A 22,140-nucleotide genomic window follows, 5' to 3' on the forward strand; every position below is an offset into this window, starting at 1 on the left:
GAGGCGAGATACATGGTGATGGTATCAGAGCATGCAGTAAATGAAAAAGGGCACCTTTTAATAGGTGGAATGGATAGCTTAGAACTAGCAAAAACCTACGGTACTCCGCTATTTGTATACGATTTGTCTCTTATAAGAGAACGAGCTCGTGCATTTATTAACACGTTTAAAGAACAGAATGTTAAAGCGCAAGTAGCGTATGCAAGTAAAGCTTTTTCAAGTATTGCAATGTATCAAGTGATGAAACAAGAGAATTTATCGTTAGATGTAGTTTCTGCAGGTGAACTTTTTACAGCTATAAAAGCTGGATATCCAGTAGACCGAATTCATTTTCATGGAAATAATAAAAGTAAAGATGAATTATTATTGGCAATCGAGCATAAAATTGGATGTATCGTAGTAGATAATTTTTATGAAATTGAGTTATTAAAAAAATTAGCTAAAGAACATAACCAAAAAGTGAATATTTTGCTACGAGTAACCCCAGGTGTCGAAGCACATACCCATGACTATATTACAACAGGTCAACAAGATTCAAAATTTGGTTTTGACTTAATGAACGGACAAGCAGATCTTGCTTTCCAGCAAGTGTATCAAGATGAATGGATTCAATTACTTGGTTTACACTGTCATATTGGATCACAAATATTTGAAACAATTGGTTTTAAAGTGGCAGCTGAAAAACTGATCAAGAAAATGTTTGAATGGTTTAATAATTATCAATTCCAATGTACTGTTTTAAATCTAGGTGGTGGCTTTGGTATTAAATATACGAAGGAAGATACGCCTCTAGAGCCATCCGTTTACGTAAAGGAAATGATCATTGTTGTTAAGGATTTGGTAGCCGAAACACAGTTTGCTATGCCTGAAATTTGGATAGAACCAGGCCGCTCGCTGGTAGGGGATGCAGGAACCTCTCTGTATACAATCGGATCTGAAAAAGAAGTGCCAGATGTTCGCAAGTATTTAGCTGTGGATGGAGGCATGTCTGATAATATTCGCCCAGCTTTGTATGGCGCAGTGTATGATGCCGTTATTGCAAATAAAATGGACGAACAAAGGGAAGAAGACTATACAATTGCAGGGAAATGTTGTGAATCTGGGGATAAGCTGATTGATAATATATCATTGCCAAAAGCAGAACCTGGGGACATCTTAGCAATGTTTTGTACTGGAGCTTACGGCTATGCTATGGCAAGCAACTATAATCGTTTAGCTAGACCAGCTGTTGTCTTTGTAGAAAAAGGAAAGCATCAATTAGCTGTAAGAAGAGAAACTTTGGAAGACATCGTTCAACTTGACCTTCCCTTCACATTGGAAAAGGGGTGAAGTTAGGTTGAAAAAGTTAAATGTCATTTTATTTTCCATTATTTTCTTAACAGGGGTTATTTGGGGATTAATTTATTGGCTCTTCATTGCTCCAAATGCTAATTTGTAATTTGGACAAATGTCGTGTACGATTAAAAAGTTCTTTTTAACCTTATGCAACTGAAGAAGCTACTTCTAATGAAATAAGTTAAAGCCTCCGGTGGATGCCGCAGATAGTTCATTGTGGAAGAAGCATGATGCAAGATCTTGCTCAAATACGCCAAGGCGTATTTGATGAAATTAAAAGAGGGTCTAAAAATATGTTACTTCGTTATAAAAAAGCATTTGAGAAGATTTCTATGGGGCTTCTTTCTTTTATGCCTCAAGAAAAAGATATGAAAAAATTATTAGAAACCATTCATCAGTATGAGACAAATCCAGAATGGCATTTGTTTGTATGGAAAGAAGAAGAGGATTTTATTGGGATTATTGGTGTTCGTGTGGATGAAACTATTGGAATCATTCAGCATATTTCAGTTAGTCCCTCCCATCGTGGAGAAGGAATTGGAAAAGAAATGATTCAAACGTTGCCAAACATTTTACATACTTCGTCTATTCAACCGTCGGAAGAAATAAAACCTTTCTTCGAAAAGTGCCAAATAGAAAAAGAAGAGGATTGACTTTGTTATAAGTCATCTCTTCTTTTTTTCTGTTTTTCTCGTTCTTCCAGTATTTCTGATCGATCTCGAAGCATATGCTTATGAATAAGAAAATGTAAATCTTCTCTGTTTTCTACTTCCATATCATTGACTAAAGAAAGTAGCTGTACATTTTCAATTTCAATATGAAATTTTGAGAATGCTTTATTTTCTCTCATCAAGCGAAGAGCATTTGTCGCATCATGCATCAATTTTGTGTAATTAATCGTTTCATAGAAAGGGGACTGTCTTGTTTTTTCCAGTCGATTAATACTGCCCGACATTGTTTTAATCGCTCCGGTATTATTTCCTCTACGCCAATGATACATAGATGTTGATAATAGAATGAGTGCTGCTAGTGGATGGCTCTTTTGTCTGGGAGCAATTTCTTTCCAATAATCCTCTAATAGCTCATGGCATTCAAAATAATCGTATGTGTCATTAAATTCTTTTAAAAAATGAACAAAACTAGGATGAAATGTGGGGTGCAATACAATCACCTTTCCTCTATAATAGTGTTAAAAACCGAATAATAGGTGGAGTTTTATGTCTTATGAAGTAAAAACAGAAGCATTTGAAGGGCCTCTCGATTTATTATTGCATTTAATAAATCGTTTGGAAATAGATATATATGATATTAAAATGGCAGAAATAACAACACAGTATATGGACCATATACATGCTATGAGAGTTTTAGAGCTTAACGAAGCAAGTGAATATCTAGTAATGGCCGCTACGCTATTGTCCATTAAAAGTAAAATGCTTCTCCCCATTCATCAAGATGATGAGATGGATGATGATTTTGATATCAACTTGAATGATCCGCGGGACGAGTTAGTACTCAAATTAATAGAGTATAAAAAGTACAAAGAAGCTGCTAATAGTTTACAAGAGATGGAGGAAACTCGTAATCTCTTTTACACACGGCCACCTACAGATTTAAGTGGATACCAAAGTAATCAACAACTTGCCTTATTTGAACTTGACGTCAATGTGTATGACATGCTTGGAGCATTTCAAAAAATGCTTCGAAGAAAACAATTGAACGCTCCGCTCCATACACGAATTAGTAAACAAGAAGTATCGATAAAAGATCAAATGAAAAATGTCATTGCCACACTCAAGCAAAGTGGGGGAAGATTATCTTTTTACGAGCTTTTTCCAACAAGAGATAAAACTACGATAGTTACGACGTTTCTATCTTTGCTCGAGCTTATGAAACGTCAGATTGTACAAGTGGAGCAAAAAAGTAATTTTGAAGATTTATTTGTTCACTTGCGAAAGGAAGATATAGGTAGTGAATTCGAAGACGAAATTGAAGAGTAGTATAGAGAGCTTGCTTTTTGTAAGTGGAGAAGATGGTTTAACAAAAAAGCAGCTAGCTTTTTTAACAGAATCAACGGAAGAACAAGTAGCAGAAGCTATAGATAATATGATAATGGCTTATGAAGACAATGAAAATCGAGGAATACAAATTAAGCAACTAGCAGGTACTTTTCAGTTTGTGACAAAAGAAGAAAATGTTGCATGTATTCAGAAATTAGTAGAAAATCCTACGACGCAATCTCTATCACAAGCCTCTCTGGAAGTATTGGCGATAATCTCCTATAAACAGCCGATTACAAGAGTGGAGATTGAAGATATTCGTGGAGTGAAGTCCGAACGACCAATACATACATTGTCTGCTAAAGGGCTTGTTCAAGAGGTTGGACGCGCAGAGGGAACAGGCAGAGCTATTTTGTATGGTACAACAAATGAATTTCTTCAATATTTTGGTTTAAAAGATATTCATGGACTTCCACCATTACCGGAGGATGTAGCTGTAGATGAGATGGAAGACACGGATCTTTTTATGACGAAGTTTCAAGAAGCATTTGAAGGATAGAAATAATATAAAGAGGAGTATTTTCTATTTATAAAAAAGCGCTGATTCTATTTTTGTTTTTTTTGATTTGGAACGTTAACGATGCGGAGGCTTCCTCTTCATATGCAGTAATTGATGCAAAAACAGGCAGATTATTAGAAGGAAGCAATGTAGATGCGGAACTGCCAATAGCGAGCCTTACAAAGGTTTGGACTGCATTAACGGTGCTTGATAACGCTTCGTTGGATGAAGAAGTAACTATTTCTTCTAATGCTGCCATTCAAGAAGGTTCTTCTTTGTATTTACAAGCTGGGGAAGTGTGGACAGTTAATTCGTTATTGCATGGTCTTCTTTTGCAATCTGGAAATGACGCTGCATATGCCCTTGCGGAACATACAGGGGGATCACTAGAAGGCTTTACAAAAATGATGAATGAAAAAATACAGCTTGCAGGATTAGAGAATGCACACTTTACAAATCCATCAGGACTCCATCATGATGATCATTATGCCTCTGCATTAGATATGGCAAATATGTTCCGTTTGGCGCTACAAAATGAGGAGTTTAACAAAATTGCATCAGCCAAAACCTTTAAACCAAAAGAACGCGCTGTTATTTGGCGTAATAAGCATAGATTATTGCATGAAAATGATCACGCAGTTGCAGGAAAAACTGGATATACGAAAAGAGCAGGGCGTACGCTCGTCACTTACTTTAAGGATAAAGAAAAAGAAGTGATCGTTGTCACTTTAAATCATTCAAATGACTGGGCTACTCATACCGCTCTTGCAGAACAAATTTTCCAAAACTATGATGTCGTAAAAGTAGTAGAAAAAGGGAAGTATCGCCTCTTTCAAAAGGATATAATTGAAGTCAATAAGGATTATTATTTATTGTTAAATGAAGAAGAACAAAAAAAGGTAAATAATGTGCTGTTAATTCCTCGAAAAGCCAGTGTAAAAAATCCATATTTGTGGAACGTTACAATAGACAATCAAGTCGCTCTGCGTTTTAATGTGAAGAAAATAAAGTAGAATAATCTGGAAGACAGTTTTTACAAAAGACTGTCTTCTTTTATTTTGCTGGAAAGTGTGACATAATTCAGTCATGTAACTGGAAAGAATGGACGAGGTGAATGTGTTGGAAAGATTACAAAAAGTACTTGCACATGCAGGTGTAGCATCGAGAAGAAAAGCGGAAGAATTAATCCTTCAAGGAAAAGTGAAAGTGAACGGAAAAGTTATTACGGAACTAGGAACAAAAGTTTCGAATTCGGATACGGTAGAAGTTGAAGGAGTAAAATTAGAAAAAGAACAAAAAGTGTACTATTTACTCTATAAACCAAGAGGTGTAATATCAGCAGTTTCAGATGACAAAGGTAGGAAAACAGTGACAGATTTATTACCACTGCATATAAAAGAACGTGTTTACCCAGTTGGTAGACTCGATTACGAAACATCTGGTTTATTACTACTGACGAATGATGGCGATTTTTCGTATGCATTAACGCATCCAAAATTTAAAGTGGATAAGACATATGTTGCAAGAGTAAAAGGAATTCCTTTGAAAGAACAGTTAAGACCTTTAGAGCGTGGAATCGTTTTAGAAGATGGAAAAACGGCTCCTGCTAAAGTGAAGTTATTATCCGGAGAAAGAAAAACGAATAAAGCAATAGTAGAGATAACCATTCATGAAGGAAAAAATAGACAAGTGCGTCGTATGTTTGATGCTATTGGTTTTCCTGTGCAAAAATTAAAACGCGAAAGATTTGGCTTTTTAACATTACATGGCCTAAATGCTGGTGATTGGCGCGAATTAACAACACATGAAATAAAACAGCTTCGCGTGTTAGCTGAAACTGGGAAAATAGGTAACTGATCTAAAAAGTTCACAAACCATTCAAATGTAGTCCTTTTCTGATAGGTTTATTTTGGTATAATATTGACGATTATGCATGGACTGGAGGAAAAAGAGTGGCTCAATCGAAAAAGCAACGATTTTATATTCGAACTTTTATTTTGGTAGTGCTTACAATTGCTATTGTATTTACTGTATATTCAAACTTGACAAAAGATAAAAATGCAGTTTTACAAGTTGGCGATAAAGCACCGGATTTCGTATTAGTTGATATGGAAGGTAATGAACATAAACTTTCTGATTATAAAGGGCAAGGGGTATTTTTAAATTTTTGGGGAACTTGGTGTAAGCCATGTGCCAAAGAAATGCCTGCTATGGACAATCAATTTAATGTATACAAAGATCAAGGAGTTCAAACATTTGCAATTAATATTGGTGAATCAGATTTAAAAGTAAATAGCTTTGCGAATCGCTATAAATTATCATTTCCTATTGCAATCGATCGAAATAAGAGCGTGATGGAATCATATAATATCGACCCTTTGCCAACAACATTTTTAATAAATCCTGAAGGGAAAATTGAAAAGATTATTAAAGGTGAAATGACAGAGCAAGACATAGCGAATTTTATGGAACAAATTAAACCTTCCTAAAGGAGTCTTATAAATGGACAAGATAGTTTGTACATGTGGACATGTTAATCCAGTTGGCACAGAATTGTGTGAAAGCTGTGGGCGTCCTTTAAATCAAGAGACAAAAGATAAGAAATTGGTAGATATGAGGTATGAAGGATCTGCCAGACGATCACAAACATACAACAAAACAATTATTGATAAAATTTGGAATTTCTTTTCGAGTGTAAAAGTAGGTATGTGGATAATTGTAGCTATTTTAATTGCAGCAGCAATTGGTACTATACTTCCTCAAGTGTTTTATGTACCCGCAGTTAATGAAGAAGAAATTGCAGCATATTATGAAAGAATTTACGGGACTTTTGGAACAATTTATTACGAGCTTGGATTATCCGATTTGTATAGCTCTTGGTGGTTCCAAGGACTAGTTGGAATGTTAGGTATTTCTTTGGTAATTGCGAGTTTAGATAGAGTTATCCCGCTTTATAAATCACTTAAAAAACAGAAAACCAAAAGACATATTAGTTTTTTGACTCGCCAACGTGTTTATGGAACGGGAGAAGTGGATTCTCCGATCAAATCTATTGAACAAGCGGAAGAAAAGTTGAAAAAAATGCGCTATAAAGTGAAACGTGAAGGAAATGCTATCTTAGCTGAGAAAGGTCGTTTTTCCCGCTGGGGCCCATATGTGAACCATCTAGGTCTTATATTGTTCTTATTTGGTGTCATGCTTCGAGCACTACCAGGTTTCTATGTAGATGAGACAATGTGGTTACGTGAAGGAGAAACGTTATATATTCCAAAAACAGATGGTTATTTCTTAGAAAGTAAGGAATTCATTTATGAAACTTATACGAAGGAAGAATCGGAAGAAGTATATGGCGCTGCTCTAGATCGTGTTGGTAGCATAGCAAAGAACTATCAATCAGATGTCGCTTTGTATAAAGGACCAGAAGATGCAGTTGCAGGACAACCAGAAGATTTGGCTTTTGTAAAAGAAGAATCTATTCAAGTAAATAAGCCATTGAAATTCGATCATTTTTCTGTTTTTCAAATGGATTTCCGTCTAGATGAACTGAAATCAATGACGTTCCAGTTACAGGACAAAGAAACGGCAGATTCGTTTGGGGAATTTACAATTGATTTAGCAAATCCTCAAACCGAATATAAATTGCAAAATGGCTATAAAGTTGAAATTCTAGATTACTATGCTGACTTTACTGGTTTTGAAGAAGGCGTGCCACAATCAAAGTCGCCAATTCCAAACAATCCGGCATTTTTAGTGAAAATGTATAGTCCTGAATATCCTAAAGGTGAAACTAGTTTCGTTATGATTAAAGAAACTTTGGAACCGCTTGGAGAAAACAAACATAAAATTGCCTTCCAAAGCGTAGAAACAAGAGACGTTTCAGGATTAACGGTTCGAAAAGATTTAACACTTCCTATTCTTGCACTTGGCGGTCTTATCTTTATGATTGGGGTAGCACAAGGGTCTTATTGGAACCATCGTCGTATTTGGATTCAGCTACTAGAAAATGGACAAGTTGTAGTAGCAGCCCATACGAATAAAAACTGGCTCAGTGTTAAAAAGGATTTAGATGAAGTTTCAAAAGTTTCAAATCTCCCACAATATGAAGATCAACAAGACATAGATTCCAAAGAGGAAAAAGAGGAAGGGGTATAACAAGATGGTTTCATTAAGTAGTAATTTACTATTTATTGCATTCGTAGCTTATTTAATAGGGACATTTTTATTTGGTGGTGCAGTTAGATCCTCTAGTTCAGAATCAACTAAGTCCTATGCTCGTTGGGGAAAAATGGCGATTATTGTAACGATAATTGGATTTGTATCCAACTTAGGATATTTCATTACTAGATGGATTGCAGCTGGACATGCGCCAGTTAGTAACTTATTTGAATTTACAACTGCATTTGGAATGATGGTTGTAGGTGCGTTTATTTTAATTTATTTTATTTATAAAACGCCTGCTCTTGGTCTATTTGCTTTACCAATTGCAGTATTAATCATTGCATACGCGAGTATGTTCCCTAAAGAAATTACACCGTTAATCCCTGCACTTAAGAGTTATTGGTTAACGATTCACGTAATTACGGCAGCACTAGGTGAATCAATTTTAGCAATTAGTGCGGTTGCAGGGTTTATTTGGTTATTAAAAAATATTGATATGACGAAAAAAACGAAACAACGATTTTGGATTGAAGCTGTAATGTATCTGCTAATACTTGTTGTTGGATTTGTTGTAGCACAAACAAGTTTTGCAATTGCAGATTATAAAGCAGAGTATTCATATGTAAGTAAAGACGAAACGGAGCATACGATTGAATATAATATGCCAGCATTATTTGGTATGAATCAATCTGTAGCACTTACTGAAAATGCATTTGAGCCTCTTGCTGAGATGCCTCCACTTGTAAACGCAAAGAAATTAACAACCGTTACTTGGGCAATTTTATTTGGTACAGTTATCTATTTATTATTAAGATTAATCCTACGTAAGCGTCTTGCTGCTGTCTTACAACCATTGGCTAAAAAGGCGAACTCTCAGCTAATGGATGAAATTGGATATCGGGCTGTATTGATTGGTTTCCCTGTATTTACGCTAGGTGCACTAATCTTCGCAATGATTTGGGCACATGAAGCTTGGTCACGTTTCTGGGGCTGGGATCCAAAAGAAGTGTGGGCACTTATTACATGGCTATTCTATGCATTATTCTTGCATCTTCGTCTTTCAAAAGGCTGGCAAGGTGAGAAGTCAGCTTGGATTGCATTAATAGGATTTATCATTATCATGTTTAACTTAATTGCTGTCAACTTAATTATTGCTGGGCTTCACTCCTACGCGTAATTGTTACATTTATAAGAAAAGCTCTTAACTCTTATACTAAAGAGTTAAGAGCTTTTCTTTCATTTTAGTAAGAGTAACTGTACAATATATATTAGATGTTGAAGAAGGGTATGATAATCTATGTCTGAAATGATAAAACTTTTAGTAGTAGATGATGAAGAACGTATTCGTCGTTTATTGAAAATGTACTTAGAAAGAGAAGGTTATGCTGTAGAAGAAGCAGAAAATGGTGAGGTTGCTTTACAACTTGCACTAGAAAATGAATATAATTGTATATTATTAGATATCATGATGCCTGAAAAGGATGGTATTGAAGTAATTACTGAGCTAAGAGAGCATAAAGAAACCCCAATCATATTGTTAACAGCAAAAGGGGAAGAAGCAAACCGCGTAGAAGGCTTTGAATTAGGGGCAGACGATTATATCGTAAAACCTTTTAGCCCAAGAGAAGTTGTATTACGTGTAAAAGCTCTTATCAAGCGATCATCTGCGTTTTCTCCAACGCAAGGGACTTCAGTCTCGAAAGATATCGTAGTATTCCCACATCTTACCATTGATCATGATGCACATCGTGTTACTGCTGATGGTGTTGAGGTAAGTTTAACTCCGAAAGAATATGAGTTACTTTATTTCTTAGCGAAAGCACCTGATAAAGTATTCGATCGTGAACAATTACTAAAAGAAGTTTGGCATTATGATTTCTTTGGAGATTTGAGAACAGTAGATACACATGTGAAACGTTTACGAGAGAAGTTAAACAGAGTATCCGAAAAATCAGCGAAGATGATTGTGACTGTTTGGGGTGTAGGCTATAAATTTGAGGTAGTCAATGAATAGAATTTGGAATAGTGTTGTCGGGAAGCTATGGGGAACCATATTGCTTCTCGTCTTATTTGTGTTGTTTATAGTCACGGTATTAATGCTGGAATTTTTGGAAGATTTCCATACGCAACAGGCGGAGGAGTCACTTAGACAAGAAGCTGCTACCATTGGGAAGATAGTGGAACAGCATGATGAAGTAGAAGACTCCCTGGAAATCATCCAAGATATTTTGGGTTCTGAAACGAATGCCTTAATTGTCCGAAACTCCGAATCTGTCTTTTTATCTGTCCATGAAGGACTAAATAAAGACGTAATTAAAGACAAGATTTTAGATGATAAGGATCTTGCTAAAATCTATACTTCTGATAAAACGATTATTAAAAAGACGCTTATGCCTTCCATGACTTTTGAAGATCGGATGGAAAACTATATTATTCTTGCTTCTCCTTTAGAATCGGACAAAAAAAAACATGGAGCAGTATTTATTTATCAAAGTTTAGAAGTAGTGAATAAGACTTCAAATAGTACGACAAAAATAGTCTTTTTATCTGGTTTTATTGCATTGTTATTAACAACTATGTTCACCTTCTTTTTAACCTCTCGAATTACATCTCCTCTGCGAAGTATGAGAGAAGCAGCATTGGAATTAGCAAAAGGAAACTTTGAAACGAAAGTTCCATATCTTCAAAGAGATGAAATTGGGGAGCTGGGCTCTGCTTTTAACCGAATGGGAAGACAGTTAAAGCACCATGTGGAAGTGATTAATCAAGAAAAAGAACAACTTTCTAGTATTCTTACATCTATGACAGATGCTGTCATTACATTTAACAAAGATTTTAAAGTTATTGTCAGTAATCCTCAAGCAGACCAGCTCTTTCAAAAATGGTATGCTAACAATGAAACAACCAATAATTCCCATTTGCCTGCAGAGTTACATCATCTACTCGATCATGTATTTAACTTGGAGGAAGAAATAGATGAAGAATTAGAGATTAAAGGAGCCTATTTCTCCGTTTCTATTAGTCTTCTGTATAGTAAAGACTCTGTTCGTGGAGCAGTAGTAGTTCTTAGAGATATGACGGAACAACATCGTTTGGATAAGATGCGATCCGATTTTATTGCTAATGTCTCGCATGAGCTAAGAACACCTATTTCCATGTTACAAGGATATAGTGAAGCAATTATAGATGATGTAGTAACGACAGAAGAAGACAAAAACGAAATGATACGTGTTATTTATGATGAGTCGAAACGAATGGGAAGATTAGTGACAGAGCTACTCGATCTAGCTCGATTGGAGTCCGGGTATTTAAGTATTTACAAAGAAGAAGTTTCCATTATTCCAACGATTGAACGTATTACTCAAAAGTTTGATCAAATTGCAAAAGAAAAAAATATACAATTGGCGTTTGAACATACACTATCAGAAGGACTTTATTTACAAATTGATGAAGATCGCATGGAGCAGGTTCTTACTAATTTAATAGATAATGCTCTTCGACATACACCAGATGACGGGGCCGTCACGGTTAAATTAGCACATGTAAATCAGCAAATTACGATTGAAGTAGCGGATACAGGATATGGTATTCCGAAAGAAGACCTTCCGTATGTATTTGAACGTTTTTACAAAGCAGATAAAGCAAGAACGAGAGGGAAGAGTGGAACTGGGCTTGGACTTGCAATAGCTAAAAATATTGTGGAAAGACATAATGGTTCTTTGTCTGTTGAAAGCGAAGTTGGCATTGGGACGACATTCGTTATTAAATTACCTTTAAGTTAGTGAAACAAAACTGTACATGAAACGACTAATTGAAAGAACGGGGGGAGCATATGAATGACTCCGTTTTCCACCGCTTGTATGATAGTTATCATCAAGACGTTTTTCAGTTTTTGATCTATTTAGTGAAAAATAGACAAACTGCGGAAGACCTGGTCCAAGAGGTATATGTTCGTGTGTTAAGAGCTTATAGTAAATTCGAAGGAAAAAGTTCGGAAAAAACCTGGTTATTTTCAATTGCTAAGAATGTAGCAATTGATCATTTTAGAAAACATGCGGTTAGGAAGAAAAGATTGTTTGATTCGTTTGATTGGGAGACCATGCAGCTCGCTTCTACAGACATGCTTCCAGAAGATTTAGTGCAGTTAAATGATGAAATGAAAACTTTACTGATTGCTTTAGATGAATGTACGGGTGACCAAAAGATGGTCATTATTATGCGTTATTTTCAAGAGCTTTCGATTGCGGAGACAGCCCAAATATTAAATTGGACAGAAGGTAAAGTGAAGACAACACAGCATCGTGCAGTAAAAGCACTTCGTCAACGGTTATCTGTAAAAGAAAAGGAGGGTAATGTTCATCATGAGTAACATGGAAAACGAAGATCGCATCTTAGATGAGCTTTTAAGTAACATGCCCAAATTTACAGATCATCGTCCTAAGGAAGAAGTGTTAATGAGGGTACAAACAGAACTAGAAGGTCACAAGATTGAAGATAAAAGAAATAAAGTTAGCGGCTCTGTATCTAGATGGATGCCTTTAGTCGTTTCAGTTGCTTCCGTTATTTTGTTAACTTTTCTTGTCTCCTCTTATATAAATGAAGAAACGACGATGAAAGAAGAAAGTAAGGCTGACCGATCTTCAAAAGAAGAAAGTATGCGTTCTATGGATGTAACAGAAGAAAGTGTAGAGGAAGATAAATCAATAGAGACCAATGATAGTAAATCAAAAGAACAAGAACAAGAACAAGCAAATGAAATGACGACAATGGCTAGTATTGTTGAGTCTCCAGTAGAGTTGATACCACTTAATACTGCCGCAACAGCTGTATATGGAGATAGTTTAAATGGAGGAACGGTATTCCACTTTTCGTTAGTGGAAAATGCATATTCGCTTCCAGTGACCATTATAATTCCAAAAGAACAAATAGCTATTGATTTTCCTGGTATAACGCCAAATAGTCTACAGTTGTATGAACGCTATGCAGAAATGATTGATGAAGAGGCATTAGGATTTAATGATTATCATCCATACAAAGGTTATTTTGTTGCAGAGGAAAATGTGTTAAAGCATTATTTACCAGAAGGTCATGGCTATGATACAGCTTCTGGCACGTCCATTCCTTACTGGACTTCAATAAATGAAATTTTTGCAGACTTTGATTGGTTAGCTAGATTAAACGAGGATGGAACTCCTAGCGTTTGGGATCAGTTCGGACCCTTGGATGAACCTACCCCTTTAACAGGTGTAAATGGACGTTACTATCACAAATATGTAGCTTTGAACGGTGAAACGTATTTAACTTCCAATGTAAATGAAGTTACAACAATTTCTGAGGCATTTGATCAAATGAAGAAACGAGAGAGCGATCTATACATTCCTGTTATTCCAAATGAAGTTACTTATTCCTATAGAGATGACAATGGGACTTCTGTTATTCAGTTTGATGAACCTCTAGACTTAACAACATTGGATCGAAAAGATGCAACTCTGATGATAGAAGCATTCGCTTTGACAGCTGCTAGCTTCGAGACTGAAGTGAAGCTGGAAAATATTGTCCAGCAGCAATGGGAGGAATTTGATTTAACAAAGACACTTCCTAAACCACTAGGTCCTAATGGATTTATCTTGCAAACAAAACAATAGCTGAGAATGCTACCCTTAAATAACTTAGGGGTAGCATTTTTTTCATCGGAAAGCGAACAGATTTTCGTTCATAACATCATGATCGTTTAACAGAGCCTTCTACTAAAATATGAAACAGTATTATTGCATCTCCTCCATTATTTTGTTAAGATGTTATTAATTCAAGATAAATAGCTTGAAGGACAACAAAATATTGATTCATCTTCGGGGCAGGGTGTAATTCCCGATCGGCGGTAATAGAATTTTTTTCTTGAGCCCGCGAGCCGTTAAGGCAGGATTTGGTTAAATTCCAAAGCCGACAGTATAGTCTGGATGGGAGAAGGTGAAGGTGCAGTCGTTTTTCGTATGCTCTATACGGATACGCTTATTTAAGTGTACCTTTTACTCCCTTAAGCAAATAACCGCTTAAGGGATTTTCTGAGTTATACAAACGATCTGAACCTTTCTTCTTGTGGAGTGAATCGCAAAAGGAGAGAGGATTTATGATTAAAAGTAAGACGCGAATGCTTATTGCAATCGCTATGTTGAGTAGTATTTCTTTTGTATTAATGCTGCTTGCGTTTCCGTTACCTGTTTTACCTGCATATTTGAAAGTGGACTTCAGTGATATTCCAGCATTAATTGCTGCAATCACTATGGGACCTATAGCAGGAGTACTCGTTGCATTTTTGAAAAATGTGTTAGATTGGCTGTTCGCAGGTAGTCCAACTGGTGTGCCAGTAGGACATATGGCTAACTTCGTAACAAGTATTTTATTTTTAACACCGGTTTATTTAATTTATCGTAAAGTTACATCTTCTAAAGGAATTGCGTTTGGTTTAGGAGCAGGAACAATTTCGATGGCCTTTGGCATGAGTATTTTAAATTATTATGTATTCTTACCAATGTATTCCTATTTTTTAAATTTTCCAATGGAAACAGGTACAGCATTATTCAATACAATAATTTTCGGTATTTTACCGTTTAACTTAATAAAAGGTATTTTAGTGACAATTGTTATGATTGTTTTATTTAAGCGAATGAAACCTTTGCTGGATAAAGTAACACATTCATTTCAACTTCCTAATGTAAATTAAAAAAAGGTCGTTTCTCTAATGGAGAGAAACGACCTTTCAGACTGTAGACAAACTCAATTTTGGGTGCATAGAGTTGATATTAAATTCGGCAAGGACCACCACTTCGCTTTCCGTGGGCTTGGCTTCAGCCTCCTCGTCACTGTGTTCCTGCGGGGTCTTCTGCTCAAGCTGTTCCCACAGGAGTCTTCGTGGTGGTCCTTGCCTTATAAACAATTCCTTCTAGATATCCACTATTTTTACTTTTAATTTGATAAAGCAACCTCTTTAGGATTATTTATTATTCATAACCGTTTAAAAAAATACTTTTGTCATCAAGTCGAAAGGTCGTTTCTCTAATGGAGAGAAACGACCTTTCGTTTTGTATTATTCGAATTTTAAAGCGTCACCTTCGAATGATTCGTCTGCTACTTTTATGGAATCTGTTGGACAGCCCTCAAAAGCATCTTCCATGTCCTCTAGCAGTTCTTCTGGAACTTCCGTCGTACCCATGTTATTATCTAAAATGACGAAAGCAATTCCTTCATCATCATAATCATAGATATCTGGTGCAGCTGCTCCACAAGCTCCGCATGCGATACATGTATCTTTATCTACTATTGTATATTTAGCCATAATTATATTCTCTCCTTTTTACCTACTTACACGAATTAGCTATCGTATTCATTCTAAAGATGTTTTCATTACTTTTCAACAAAAATACTTTATAAATGTGAGGTATTTCAATTGTATTTTCAAAAACTTTTACTTGTAATCATACATAAATTTAATGGAGAACGGTCTTCCATGGCACCATATTATCTATTAAAAGGAAAGAAATCAGGACAGACGATACAAGATGTTACTTATTTTGACCTTCATCCTTTTTTCTCTCTTTATCCTAAACTATCTAAAGAAGAATATAATGTCGAAATTTCAACACTTCTCTCCAAAAATCTTATAGAAGTGAAAGAAGCGTTTATTTTTATTACCGAACAAGGACTTGGGCAAATCAAGTCGATGAGAGAAAATCTTTACAATGGATGGGACTTAAGGGGTAATGAACATATTTTCTGGAGGAGATTGGATCTTACCGTACAAACATTATCCCATTTCCAGGCAAATGAGAAAAGATTTATACCAAACCAAAAAGATAACGCTATACATCATTTTGTGAGGGGATTTTTATTAAAGAGAAATTTCCAATCCTCGACTTATGGTTCCCAATTTAAGAATCAACTTATGCTACTTCTCGAAAATCCAAAATTATTAGAAATACATCGCACCTTGTTTGTGTATCGACTAAGTGGATATAAAGAAAGCGGCTTGACCTGGGAGCAGCTTGCGCAGGAACAAAACTCAACAATTTTAGATATGAAGTTCCAATTTATTGAGTGTTTGCATATCCTGTTGAGCGATATAACTGCTGAGAAATTTCCGGATTTGTATGAACTATCGAAAGATATTTATGTCCTCACTCCTTTAACTGATTCCGCATCGAAAACAAGTCAATTATTTGAAAAAGGATATACCATCGATGAAATTGCACAAATGCGCTTTTTAAAATTAAATACAATTGAAGACCATGTCATTGAAATTGTTTCCGCTAATCAAATGTTTCCTATTTATTCTTTTATAACATCTGAGCAACTTCAAAGAGTGTTGGATATATCTAAACAATTAAAAACGAAAAAATTAAAAATTATTCGGGAAAATGCTTCGGATTTAAGTTATTTTCAAATAAGACTCGCTTTAACAAAAGGGGAAGAAGTGCATGGATAAGTTGACTGAAGTACTTCATAGTAAATTTGGTTACACTTCTTTTAGAGAAGGTCAAAAAGAAGTAATCGAGCAAGTTCTTGCAAGACAGGATGTAGTTGCGATTTTACCCACTGGCATGGGGAAATCGTTGCTGTATCAGTTGCCGGCTTACTTTATGGATGGAACTGTCATTGTCATTTCACCTTTGTTATCGTTAATGCAAGATCAAGTAGAACAACTTAAAATGATGGGAGAGAAACGAGTTATTGCCATTAACTCATTTTTATCTTATGACCAAAAAGAAATTGTTCTTAGGGATTTAGCTGTCTATAAGTTTATTTTTACTTCGCCTGAAATGCTACAGAACGAACGTTTTAACAAAGCGCTATCTGCAATTCCTATTGCCTACATTGTAGCCGATGAAGCACATTGTATCTCGCAATGGGGATTTGATTTTAGACCTGATTATTTAAGAATATCGAAATCGCTAAAAAATGTTAAAGATGTTCCTGTACTCGCACTGACTGCTACTGCAACTAAAAATGTAGTAGAAGATATTAAATCGACGTTATTAATGAAAAGTCCATATGAATATATCCATTCGCTTGACCGTACTTCTATTGCTTACGAAGCCCGAGAGGTAGATAACCAACAAGAAAAAATAACATGGATATTTGGAAGGATAACTTCCACTAGAGGACCAGGTATTTTATATACACAGTCCCGAAAAAAAACAGAATTTTATGCAGAGGAGCTACGAAATCGGGGAATTCGTGTTGCGTTCTATCATGCAAAAATGGATCAAGACGATCGCATATTAATTCAACAGCAGTTTCAGCAAGGACAATTGGATTGGATCTGTGCTACAAATGCTTTCGGGATGGGTATACATAAAGGAGATATAAGACAAGTTATACATGATCATATCCCAACTTCTATTGCTAGCTATATGCAAGAGGTAGGTAGAGCTGCCCGCGACGGTAAGCAGTCTATTGCTTCCATCATTTATACGAACTCAGATGTAGAACAAGCATTTTATGTTGCAATGCAAGATTTTCCAGGTGAACCTGATATTCGATTGACCTACCAACACCAATTAGAGGGAATAGAATTACAGCTTCCAGAAACAACTGCCCGTATTTTAAATTATTGGAAGGAAGAGTTAACTGAACAGGAAACAATTCATTTATTTCAAAACATTAAACAAAAGAAGTGGGTAGAAATTCAAAGCTTATACACAATGCTTCAAAATGAGGTATGTGTGAGAGAACAATTATTACACTATTTCGATGAACAGTTGTTGGAAAGGCCGGTTCATTGTTGTTCTAAATGCGGTCTTCATATACAAGATATTTTTCAAATGGATAAAGAACAAAAGATAGAAAAAATTGAGTTAAATTGGAAAAACAGACTAAATAGACTGCTCCACTAGTTAAACTTTTGATAAGTTTACATTTTCAACAAAATTCGGCATAATAGAAGTAGATATGAAGGCAGAAATGGAGTTAGACTAAAATGAAACAAGATGACTATCAGAAAAAAATTGATGAACATAGACAATCAATCAGTTTAGAAGATGATTCTACTGAATTAAGAAGAAGCAGAAGATCTAATTCATCGAAAAAGGCGAAGAAAAAGTCGAAAAATGTATTAATTCCCACATTATTTGGTGTTTTTATCTTAATTCCCATTTTCATGTTCATTTATGTGTATTATTTCTTCACACCGGAAGAGGAAGAAGTTACCGATCCTGGAATAATCCAAATGGAAACTAAAACAATTTCAAATGGATTAAGTAAACAGGAAGAAGCGAAAGAAACTGTCGATGAAAATACTGAAGGCGTAGAACAAACGCCTGTGACAACTACTGAAACAGAAGAAAAAGAAGAGACAAAAAATGTAGAAAATCTAGAAGAAAAAAAGGAAACTCAAGTAGAAACCAGTCAACAAGTTCAAGCTAACACACATACTGTAGGGAAAGGAGAAACACTTTATCGAATAGCTATGAACTATTATAATAATCCTGATGCAGTAGAAAAAATTAAGGACGCAAATGGTTTATCATCTAATGAAATTTCCGTTGGTCAAAAATTAATTCTGCCATAATTAGGATTAAAAGAAGGATAATTGTGGCTTTTGTTGAATATAAATATGTATCTTGTTTGGGAGAGGTGTTTATATGTTTGTAAAAAGTGTCATGATTCCGAAAGAAAAATGTTTAACGGTACATGTGAATACTACAGTATTAGAAGCTCTACAAGAACTAGAAGCAAAAGAAATCGATGCACTACCGATTATTGAAAATGGAAAGTATAAAGGAATGTTCAATAAGTATCTTTTATACAAAGCCTTTTTTTATAGTGATTTAGATAAAGAAAGCTTTTTACAACAAACAACAGTATCAGATGTTATAACTAGAGAAGATACGTTTGTTCAAATAGAGGATGTATTTGAAAATGCATTTATCAAGCTCTATGATTTTCCAATCCTTGCGGTTGTAGAAAACGACAAGTTTCTTGGTCTGGTTACTCGCTATGATACAATTACTCAATTTAAAAGTGCATTCGGAATGAATAGTAAAGGTACGAGGATAACGTTTACTTCAGTTGAATCAGAAGGGCGTATTCTAAAAATGTCTGATATTCTTCATAAATATCATACATCTGTTATTTCACTTGTAACATTTGATGAAACAGACAAACTAGTTCGCCGAATTGTGCTCAAAATTGAGAACGATCAAAAAATAGATCGAATTTTAAAGGATCTCGAGAAGTCAGGTTTTCGTGTTTTACATATTGAAAAAGATGCGTAAAATTATCAATATAGAAAATACGAGCGAGGACAGGGATAATTCCCTGTCCTTTTGCATGTTTACATAGGAGGTTTATAGTTGATATATATGGTCATATCTATTGTCGTTATCTTCATCATCTTATTTTTATATATGCTATTTCTTGCATTTCAAATTAACGTGAAAGAGCATTCTATACAAATAAAAGAAATGCTGGACGGAGAACAGTTTCACCTATTTTTCATATCCGATATTCACCGAAGAAAAATAGATGACAAATTGATTCACTCGATTATAGGAAAAGTAGACATAGTTATTATTGGTGGGGACTTAACAGAAAAGGGAGTACCACTAGAGCGTACAGAGCACAATATTAAGCAATTAAAAAAACTTGGAAAAGTATATTACGTATACGGCAATAATGATCGAGAAGTAAATGAACAAAGACTTCAATCTATCTTCGATAAGCATAGCGTTCGCATGCTAGTAAACGAATCGGTCGATCTGAATTTTAGAAGTTCTTTGATTCGCCTTGTTGGGATTAATGATGGATTTAGTGGGAATGTAAAAATATATGAGGCATTTCAGGAAGTAAAAGATACGGATATCCTCGTTTTTGTGTCACATGCGCCAGCGTATTTCCATCATGCGAAAAAGTTAAGTAAACCCCATTTACTATTAGCTGGCCATCTTCACGGAGGTCAAATTCGTTTAGGTCCTTTTGGTATGTATGAAAATGGAACTTTTAAAATAAATGAGAACAGCGCAGAGCTTGTAAGCAATGGTTTTGGTACGACGGGTGTTCCACTAAGGTTAGGGGCAAAATCGGAGTGTCATATAATAACTATGCATGGCACATCGATTGATCAAAGATAGTAAGAAGAGAAAGGAAGTTTTACCAGTGGTACAACATGTAGATGTTTTAATTGTAGGAGGAGGGCCATGTGGAATAGCTGCTGCTATTTCCACTCAAGAGCTTGGTTTGAAAACAATAGTAATCGAAAAAGGAAACATTGTAGAAGCAATATACAATTATCCAACTCATCAAACCTTCTTTAGCACAAGTGAAAAATTAGCAATTGGAAATGTACCTTTTATTGTAGAGGAAAGGAAACCAAAGCGAAATCAAGCATTAGTATACTATAGAGAAGTAACGAAGCTGAAAAATATTCAAGTGAATAAATACGAACAAGTAGAAAAGGTGGAAAAAAAGGATCGCTACTTTCTTGTAACGACATCAAAAACAATTTACCACTCTACCTACGTCATAATTGCAACTGGTTATTATGATCATCCAAACTTTATGGGAATTCCAGGTGAAGATTTACCGAAAGTACTTCATTATTTTAAAGAAGGCCATCCGTATTTCGCTCAAAATGTTTTGGTGATTGGAGGGAAAAACTCTGCCGTAGATGCAGCACTTGAGCTGAATAAGGCAGGAGCGAATGTCACTGTCGCTTATCGTGGAAGTGTATACTCCCCTAGTATAAAGCCTTGGGTATTACCAGAGTTTGAGGGGCTCGTGCGAAACAAAGAGATTCAAATGCATTTTGATACAGAAATTTTGTCAATAGACGAGCAGTTTGTCTATTTAAATGGACCAGAAGGAAAGTTCCAAATGGAAAACGATTTTGTCTTTGCGATGACAGGTTATCATCCTGACCATGTATTTTTAGAGAAAATGGGTGTTCAGATAGACCAAACATCTGGTCGACCTACATATAATGCAGAAACAATGGAAACAAATGTAGAAGGTATATTTATCGCAGGTGTGATAGCGGCAGGGAATAATGCAAATGAAATTTTTATTGAAAATGGAAGATTCCATGGAAATCAAATTGCTCAAGAAATTGAACGCAAGAGAAAAGACACGAAAATATAAAATTTTGGTCTTGTGACTGTCCAGATTTCAGAGATCACTTGTAGAACCAAAACGGAGCTTTAGCAGTAACGACTTGAAAGACATGACATAAAGAGTACTCTGTAATTATACAGATACAGCACTTTTCAAACCATTTCTTGAAAATGGATATGCCTATATTTACTTTGTTTCTCCTTGTTTTCGGATTGCTTTGGACAGAGCGACTATTACACCATTACCGGGATTTCTAGAAGGGGCTGTCCCTAAAGTCATATAGTGACTGAGAGATGGTCCCTTTTCCAATGTATTGATTTCCGTTCCTGACGGACGCCTTCCGCGGGCATGGCTTTAGTCTCCTCAGGCCAACACGATGTTGGTCACGAAGGCGTTGAGGCCCACAGGATGTGGGTCATGCAATCGTTGCCGCAGGACGCGGCGAACTTAGATTGCCTTCCATTTGAGGTGGCGTTCTTAGCCTTTGTTCCTTTGTTCTCTCCTGCGGGGCCTTCAGCTCATGCACCTGCCGCTTCGCTTTCGGTGCAGAAAACATCTGCTATTCCCGCTGGAGTCGCCGTCTTCCCCTACAATCAATTGCCTACAAAAAATAGTAGTTTTATAAAAAGTATACAAATAACAGGTGTAGAAAAAGACTCGTTTTTCTACACCTGCTTCAATTTTATGGGCTTATTGGACAGCCCCATCTTTTCGGTAATCGTATGGCCGTTGCCTTCCGCCTATTTTTGTCAGAATAAGCAAGGAATTACCGTAGAAAAGGATAAAGTGCCCGAAATTGAATCTTCGGGCACTTACATCAACAATATAAAAGTAGTAATTCTTTTATTTTCAGAAAGTGCTCTTTTCCTGACAATTTGTTCAGGACAAACTTTATCTCTAGGCTTCTCTCCACGATTGACTCTCGGTAATGGTATAGCAGAAATATGTTCCAAAGCGATCCAGGAATGATTGTGGAACAGTTAACAT

The 22,140-nt window shown here is 35.7% G+C and carries 23 protein-coding genes and 1 riboswitch; of the genes, 21 read left to right on the forward strand and 2 right to left on the reverse strand.

Features of this window, described 5'->3' with window-relative positions:
- Positions 1 to 12 precede the first annotated feature (12 nt).
- A complete protein-coding gene (gene lysA / locus MHB48_RS07265; RefSeq protein WP_342600826.1) occupies positions 13 to 1,329 on the forward strand; it encodes a diaminopimelate decarboxylase in 1,317 nt (438 codons plus the stop codon).
- Positions 1,330 to 1,628: 299 nt separating this feature from the next.
- Positions 1,629 to 1,988 carry a GNAT family N-acetyltransferase gene (locus MHB48_RS07270; RefSeq protein ID WP_342601322.1) on the forward strand — a complete coding sequence of 120 codons (360 nt, stop codon included), beginning with the start codon at positions 1,629 to 1,631 and terminating at the stop codon, positions 1,986 to 1,988.
- A gap of 5 nt (positions 1,989 to 1,993) precedes the next feature.
- Here MHB48_RS07270 and MHB48_RS07275 read toward each other — a convergent pair whose 3' ends face one another.
- The gene (locus tag MHB48_RS07275) at positions 1,994 to 2,497 is read right to left on the reverse strand and encodes a DUF309 domain-containing protein (RefSeq protein ID WP_342600827.1); all 504 of its coding nucleotides are present in this window, start codon (positions 2,495 to 2,497) and stop codon (positions 1,994 to 1,996) included.
- 55 nt (positions 2,498 to 2,552) lie between these two features.
- Here MHB48_RS07275 and MHB48_RS07280 point away from each other — a divergent pair, with 55 nt between their 5' ends.
- From MHB48_RS07280 to MHB48_RS07335, 12 genes are all read left to right on the forward strand, one after another.
- On the forward strand, positions 2,553 to 3,332 hold the full coding sequence (locus MHB48_RS07280) for a segregation/condensation protein A (protein ID WP_340919460.1): 780 nt from the start codon (positions 2,553 to 2,555) through the stop codon (positions 3,330 to 3,332).
- Positions 3,304 to 3,891, forward strand: a complete 588-nt coding sequence (gene scpB / locus MHB48_RS07285; protein WP_342600828.1) for an SMC-Scp complex subunit ScpB — start codon at positions 3,304 to 3,306, stop codon at positions 3,889 to 3,891. The genes MHB48_RS07280 and scpB overlap by 29 nt, the downstream gene beginning before the upstream one ends.
- A 53-nt stretch (positions 3,892 to 3,944) precedes the next feature.
- Positions 3,945 to 4,904 carry a D-alanyl-D-alanine carboxypeptidase family protein gene (locus MHB48_RS07290; RefSeq protein WP_342600829.1) on the forward strand — a complete coding sequence of 320 codons (960 nt, stop codon included), beginning with the start codon at positions 3,945 to 3,947 and terminating at the stop codon, positions 4,902 to 4,904.
- A 106-nt stretch (positions 4,905 to 5,010) separates the two neighbouring features.
- A complete protein-coding gene (locus tag MHB48_RS07295) occupies positions 5,011 to 5,748 on the forward strand; it encodes a pseudouridine synthase (protein ID WP_342600830.1) in 738 nt (245 codons plus the stop codon).
- A gap of 95 nt (positions 5,749 to 5,843) precedes the next feature.
- Positions 5,844 to 6,380, forward strand: coding sequence for a thiol-disulfide oxidoreductase ResA (resA, locus tag MHB48_RS07300; RefSeq protein WP_340919472.1), 537 nt, complete (start codon positions 5,844 to 5,846; stop codon positions 6,378 to 6,380).
- Between the two features lie 13 nt (positions 6,381 to 6,393).
- Positions 6,394 to 8,043, forward strand: coding sequence for a cytochrome c biogenesis protein ResB (locus tag MHB48_RS07305; RefSeq protein ID WP_342600831.1), 1,650 nt, complete (start codon positions 6,394 to 6,396; stop codon positions 8,041 to 8,043).
- A gap of 4 nt (positions 8,044 to 8,047) precedes the next feature.
- Positions 8,048 to 9,226 carry a c-type cytochrome biogenesis protein CcsB gene (gene ccsB, locus MHB48_RS07310; RefSeq protein ID WP_342600832.1) on the forward strand — a complete coding sequence of 393 codons (1,179 nt, stop codon included), beginning with the start codon at positions 8,048 to 8,050 and terminating at the stop codon, positions 9,224 to 9,226.
- A 120-nt stretch (positions 9,227 to 9,346) separates the two neighbouring features.
- Entirely contained in the window at positions 9,347 to 10,063 is a 717-nt protein-coding gene (locus tag MHB48_RS07315; protein ID WP_342600833.1) for a response regulator transcription factor, read from the forward strand.
- Entirely contained in the window at positions 10,056 to 11,831 is a 1,776-nt protein-coding gene (locus MHB48_RS07320; RefSeq protein ID WP_342600834.1) for an ATP-binding protein, read from the forward strand. Before MHB48_RS07315 ends, MHB48_RS07320 begins: the two co-directional genes overlap by 8 nt.
- Before the next feature lie 50 nt (positions 11,832 to 11,881).
- Complete coding sequence (gene sigX / locus MHB48_RS07325; protein WP_342600835.1) at positions 11,882 to 12,418, forward strand: RNA polymerase sigma factor SigX; 537 nt, start codon at positions 11,882 to 11,884, stop codon at positions 12,416 to 12,418.
- A complete protein-coding gene (locus MHB48_RS07330) occupies positions 12,411 to 13,694 on the forward strand; it encodes a hypothetical protein (RefSeq protein ID WP_342600836.1) in 1,284 nt (427 codons plus the stop codon). Before sigX ends, MHB48_RS07330 begins: the two co-directional genes overlap by 8 nt.
- Before the next feature lie 196 nt (positions 13,695 to 13,890).
- Positions 13,891 to 14,022: riboswitch (FMN riboswitch) on the forward strand.
- A 154-nt stretch (positions 14,023 to 14,176) separates the two neighbouring features.
- Positions 14,177 to 14,770, forward strand: coding sequence for an ECF transporter S component (locus MHB48_RS07335; RefSeq protein WP_342600837.1), 594 nt, complete (start codon positions 14,177 to 14,179; stop codon positions 14,768 to 14,770).
- A 363-nt stretch (positions 14,771 to 15,133) separates the two neighbouring features.
- Here MHB48_RS07335 and MHB48_RS07340 read toward each other — a convergent pair whose 3' ends face one another.
- Entirely contained in the window at positions 15,134 to 15,382 is a 249-nt protein-coding gene (locus MHB48_RS07340; protein ID WP_340919491.1) for a ferredoxin, read from the reverse strand.
- Between the two features lie 111 nt (positions 15,383 to 15,493).
- Between MHB48_RS07340 and MHB48_RS07345 the strand changes: the two genes are divergently transcribed.
- The 7 genes from MHB48_RS07345 (at position 15,494) to MHB48_RS07375 (ending at position 22,122) form a co-directional block, all read left to right on the forward strand.
- Complete coding sequence (locus tag MHB48_RS07345; protein ID WP_342600838.1) at positions 15,494 to 16,528, forward strand: helix-turn-helix domain-containing protein; 1,035 nt, start codon at positions 15,494 to 15,496, stop codon at positions 16,526 to 16,528.
- Positions 16,521 to 17,939, forward strand: coding sequence for a RecQ family ATP-dependent DNA helicase (locus MHB48_RS07350; RefSeq protein WP_342600839.1), 1,419 nt, complete (start codon positions 16,521 to 16,523; stop codon positions 17,937 to 17,939). The genes MHB48_RS07345 and MHB48_RS07350 overlap by 8 nt, the downstream gene beginning before the upstream one ends.
- 83 nt (positions 17,940 to 18,022) lie before the next feature.
- Complete coding sequence (locus MHB48_RS07355; protein WP_342600840.1) at positions 18,023 to 18,613, forward strand: LysM peptidoglycan-binding domain-containing protein; 591 nt, start codon at positions 18,023 to 18,025, stop codon at positions 18,611 to 18,613.
- Between the two features lie 73 nt (positions 18,614 to 18,686).
- On the forward strand, positions 18,687 to 19,319 hold the full coding sequence (locus MHB48_RS07360; RefSeq protein WP_342600841.1) for a CBS domain-containing protein: 633 nt from the start codon (positions 18,687 to 18,689) through the stop codon (positions 19,317 to 19,319).
- Positions 19,320 to 19,406: 87 nt separating this feature from the next.
- Positions 19,407 to 20,174, forward strand: coding sequence for a metallophosphoesterase (locus MHB48_RS07365; RefSeq protein WP_342601323.1), 768 nt, complete (start codon positions 19,407 to 19,409; stop codon positions 20,172 to 20,174).
- 25 nt (positions 20,175 to 20,199) lie between these two features.
- Positions 20,200 to 21,180, forward strand: a complete 981-nt coding sequence (locus MHB48_RS07370; protein WP_342600842.1) for a YpdA family putative bacillithiol disulfide reductase — start codon at positions 20,200 to 20,202, stop codon at positions 21,178 to 21,180.
- A gap of 381 nt (positions 21,181 to 21,561) precedes the next feature.
- Entirely contained in the window at positions 21,562 to 22,122 is a 561-nt protein-coding gene (locus tag MHB48_RS07375) for a hypothetical protein (RefSeq protein ID WP_342600843.1), read from the forward strand.
- The last annotated feature ends 18 nt before the right edge of the window (positions 22,123 to 22,140 follow it).

Origin of the sequence: Psychrobacillus sp. FSL H8-0483 (assembly GCF_038637725.1) — a bacterium.
In the GTDB taxonomy this organism is placed as follows: Bacteria; Bacillota; Bacilli; order Bacillales_A; family Planococcaceae; genus Psychrobacillus.

Bases quoted from the DNA above. Each gene is read 5' to 3' on its own strand.
- lysA (WP_342600826.1), top strand. From the start codon at position 13: ATGGTGATGGTATCAGAGCATGCAGTAAATGAAAAAGGGCACCTTTTA.
- MHB48_RS07270 (WP_342601322.1), top strand. From the start codon at position 1,629: ATGTTACTTCGTTATAAAAAAGCATTTGAGAAGATTTCTATGGGGCTT.
- MHB48_RS07280 (WP_340919460.1), top strand. From the start codon at position 2,553: ATGTCTTATGAAGTAAAAACAGAAGCATTTGAAGGGCCTCTCGATTTA.
- MHB48_RS07305 (WP_342600831.1), top strand. From the start codon at position 6,394: ATGGACAAGATAGTTTGTACATGTGGACATGTTAATCCAGTTGGCACA.
- ccsB (WP_342600832.1), top strand. From the start codon at position 8,048: ATGGTTTCATTAAGTAGTAATTTACTATTTATTGCATTCGTAGCTTAT.
- MHB48_RS07315 (WP_342600833.1), top strand. From the start codon at position 9,347: ATGTCTGAAATGATAAAACTTTTAGTAGTAGATGATGAAGAACGTATT.
- MHB48_RS07320 (WP_342600834.1), top strand. From the start codon at position 10,056: ATGAATAGAATTTGGAATAGTGTTGTCGGGAAGCTATGGGGAACCATA.
- sigX (WP_342600835.1), top strand. From the start codon at position 11,882: ATGAATGACTCCGTTTTCCACCGCTTGTATGATAGTTATCATCAAGAC.
- MHB48_RS07330 (WP_342600836.1), top strand. From the start codon at position 12,411: ATGAGTAACATGGAAAACGAAGATCGCATCTTAGATGAGCTTTTAAGT.
- MHB48_RS07335 (WP_342600837.1), top strand. From the start codon at position 14,177: ATGATTAAAAGTAAGACGCGAATGCTTATTGCAATCGCTATGTTGAGT.
- MHB48_RS07340 (WP_340919491.1), bottom strand. From the start codon at position 15,382: ATGGCTAAATATACAATAGTAGATAAAGATACATGTATCGCATGCGGA.
- MHB48_RS07350 (WP_342600839.1), top strand. From the start codon at position 16,521: ATGGATAAGTTGACTGAAGTACTTCATAGTAAATTTGGTTACACTTCT.
- MHB48_RS07355 (WP_342600840.1), top strand. From the start codon at position 18,023: ATGAAACAAGATGACTATCAGAAAAAAATTGATGAACATAGACAATCA.
- MHB48_RS07360 (WP_342600841.1), top strand. From the start codon at position 18,687: ATGTTTGTAAAAAGTGTCATGATTCCGAAAGAAAAATGTTTAACGGTA.
- MHB48_RS07365 (WP_342601323.1), top strand. From the start codon at position 19,407: ATGGTCATATCTATTGTCGTTATCTTCATCATCTTATTTTTATATATG.
- MHB48_RS07375 (WP_342600843.1), top strand. From the start codon at position 21,562: ATGTGGGTCATGCAATCGTTGCCGCAGGACGCGGCGAACTTAGATTGC.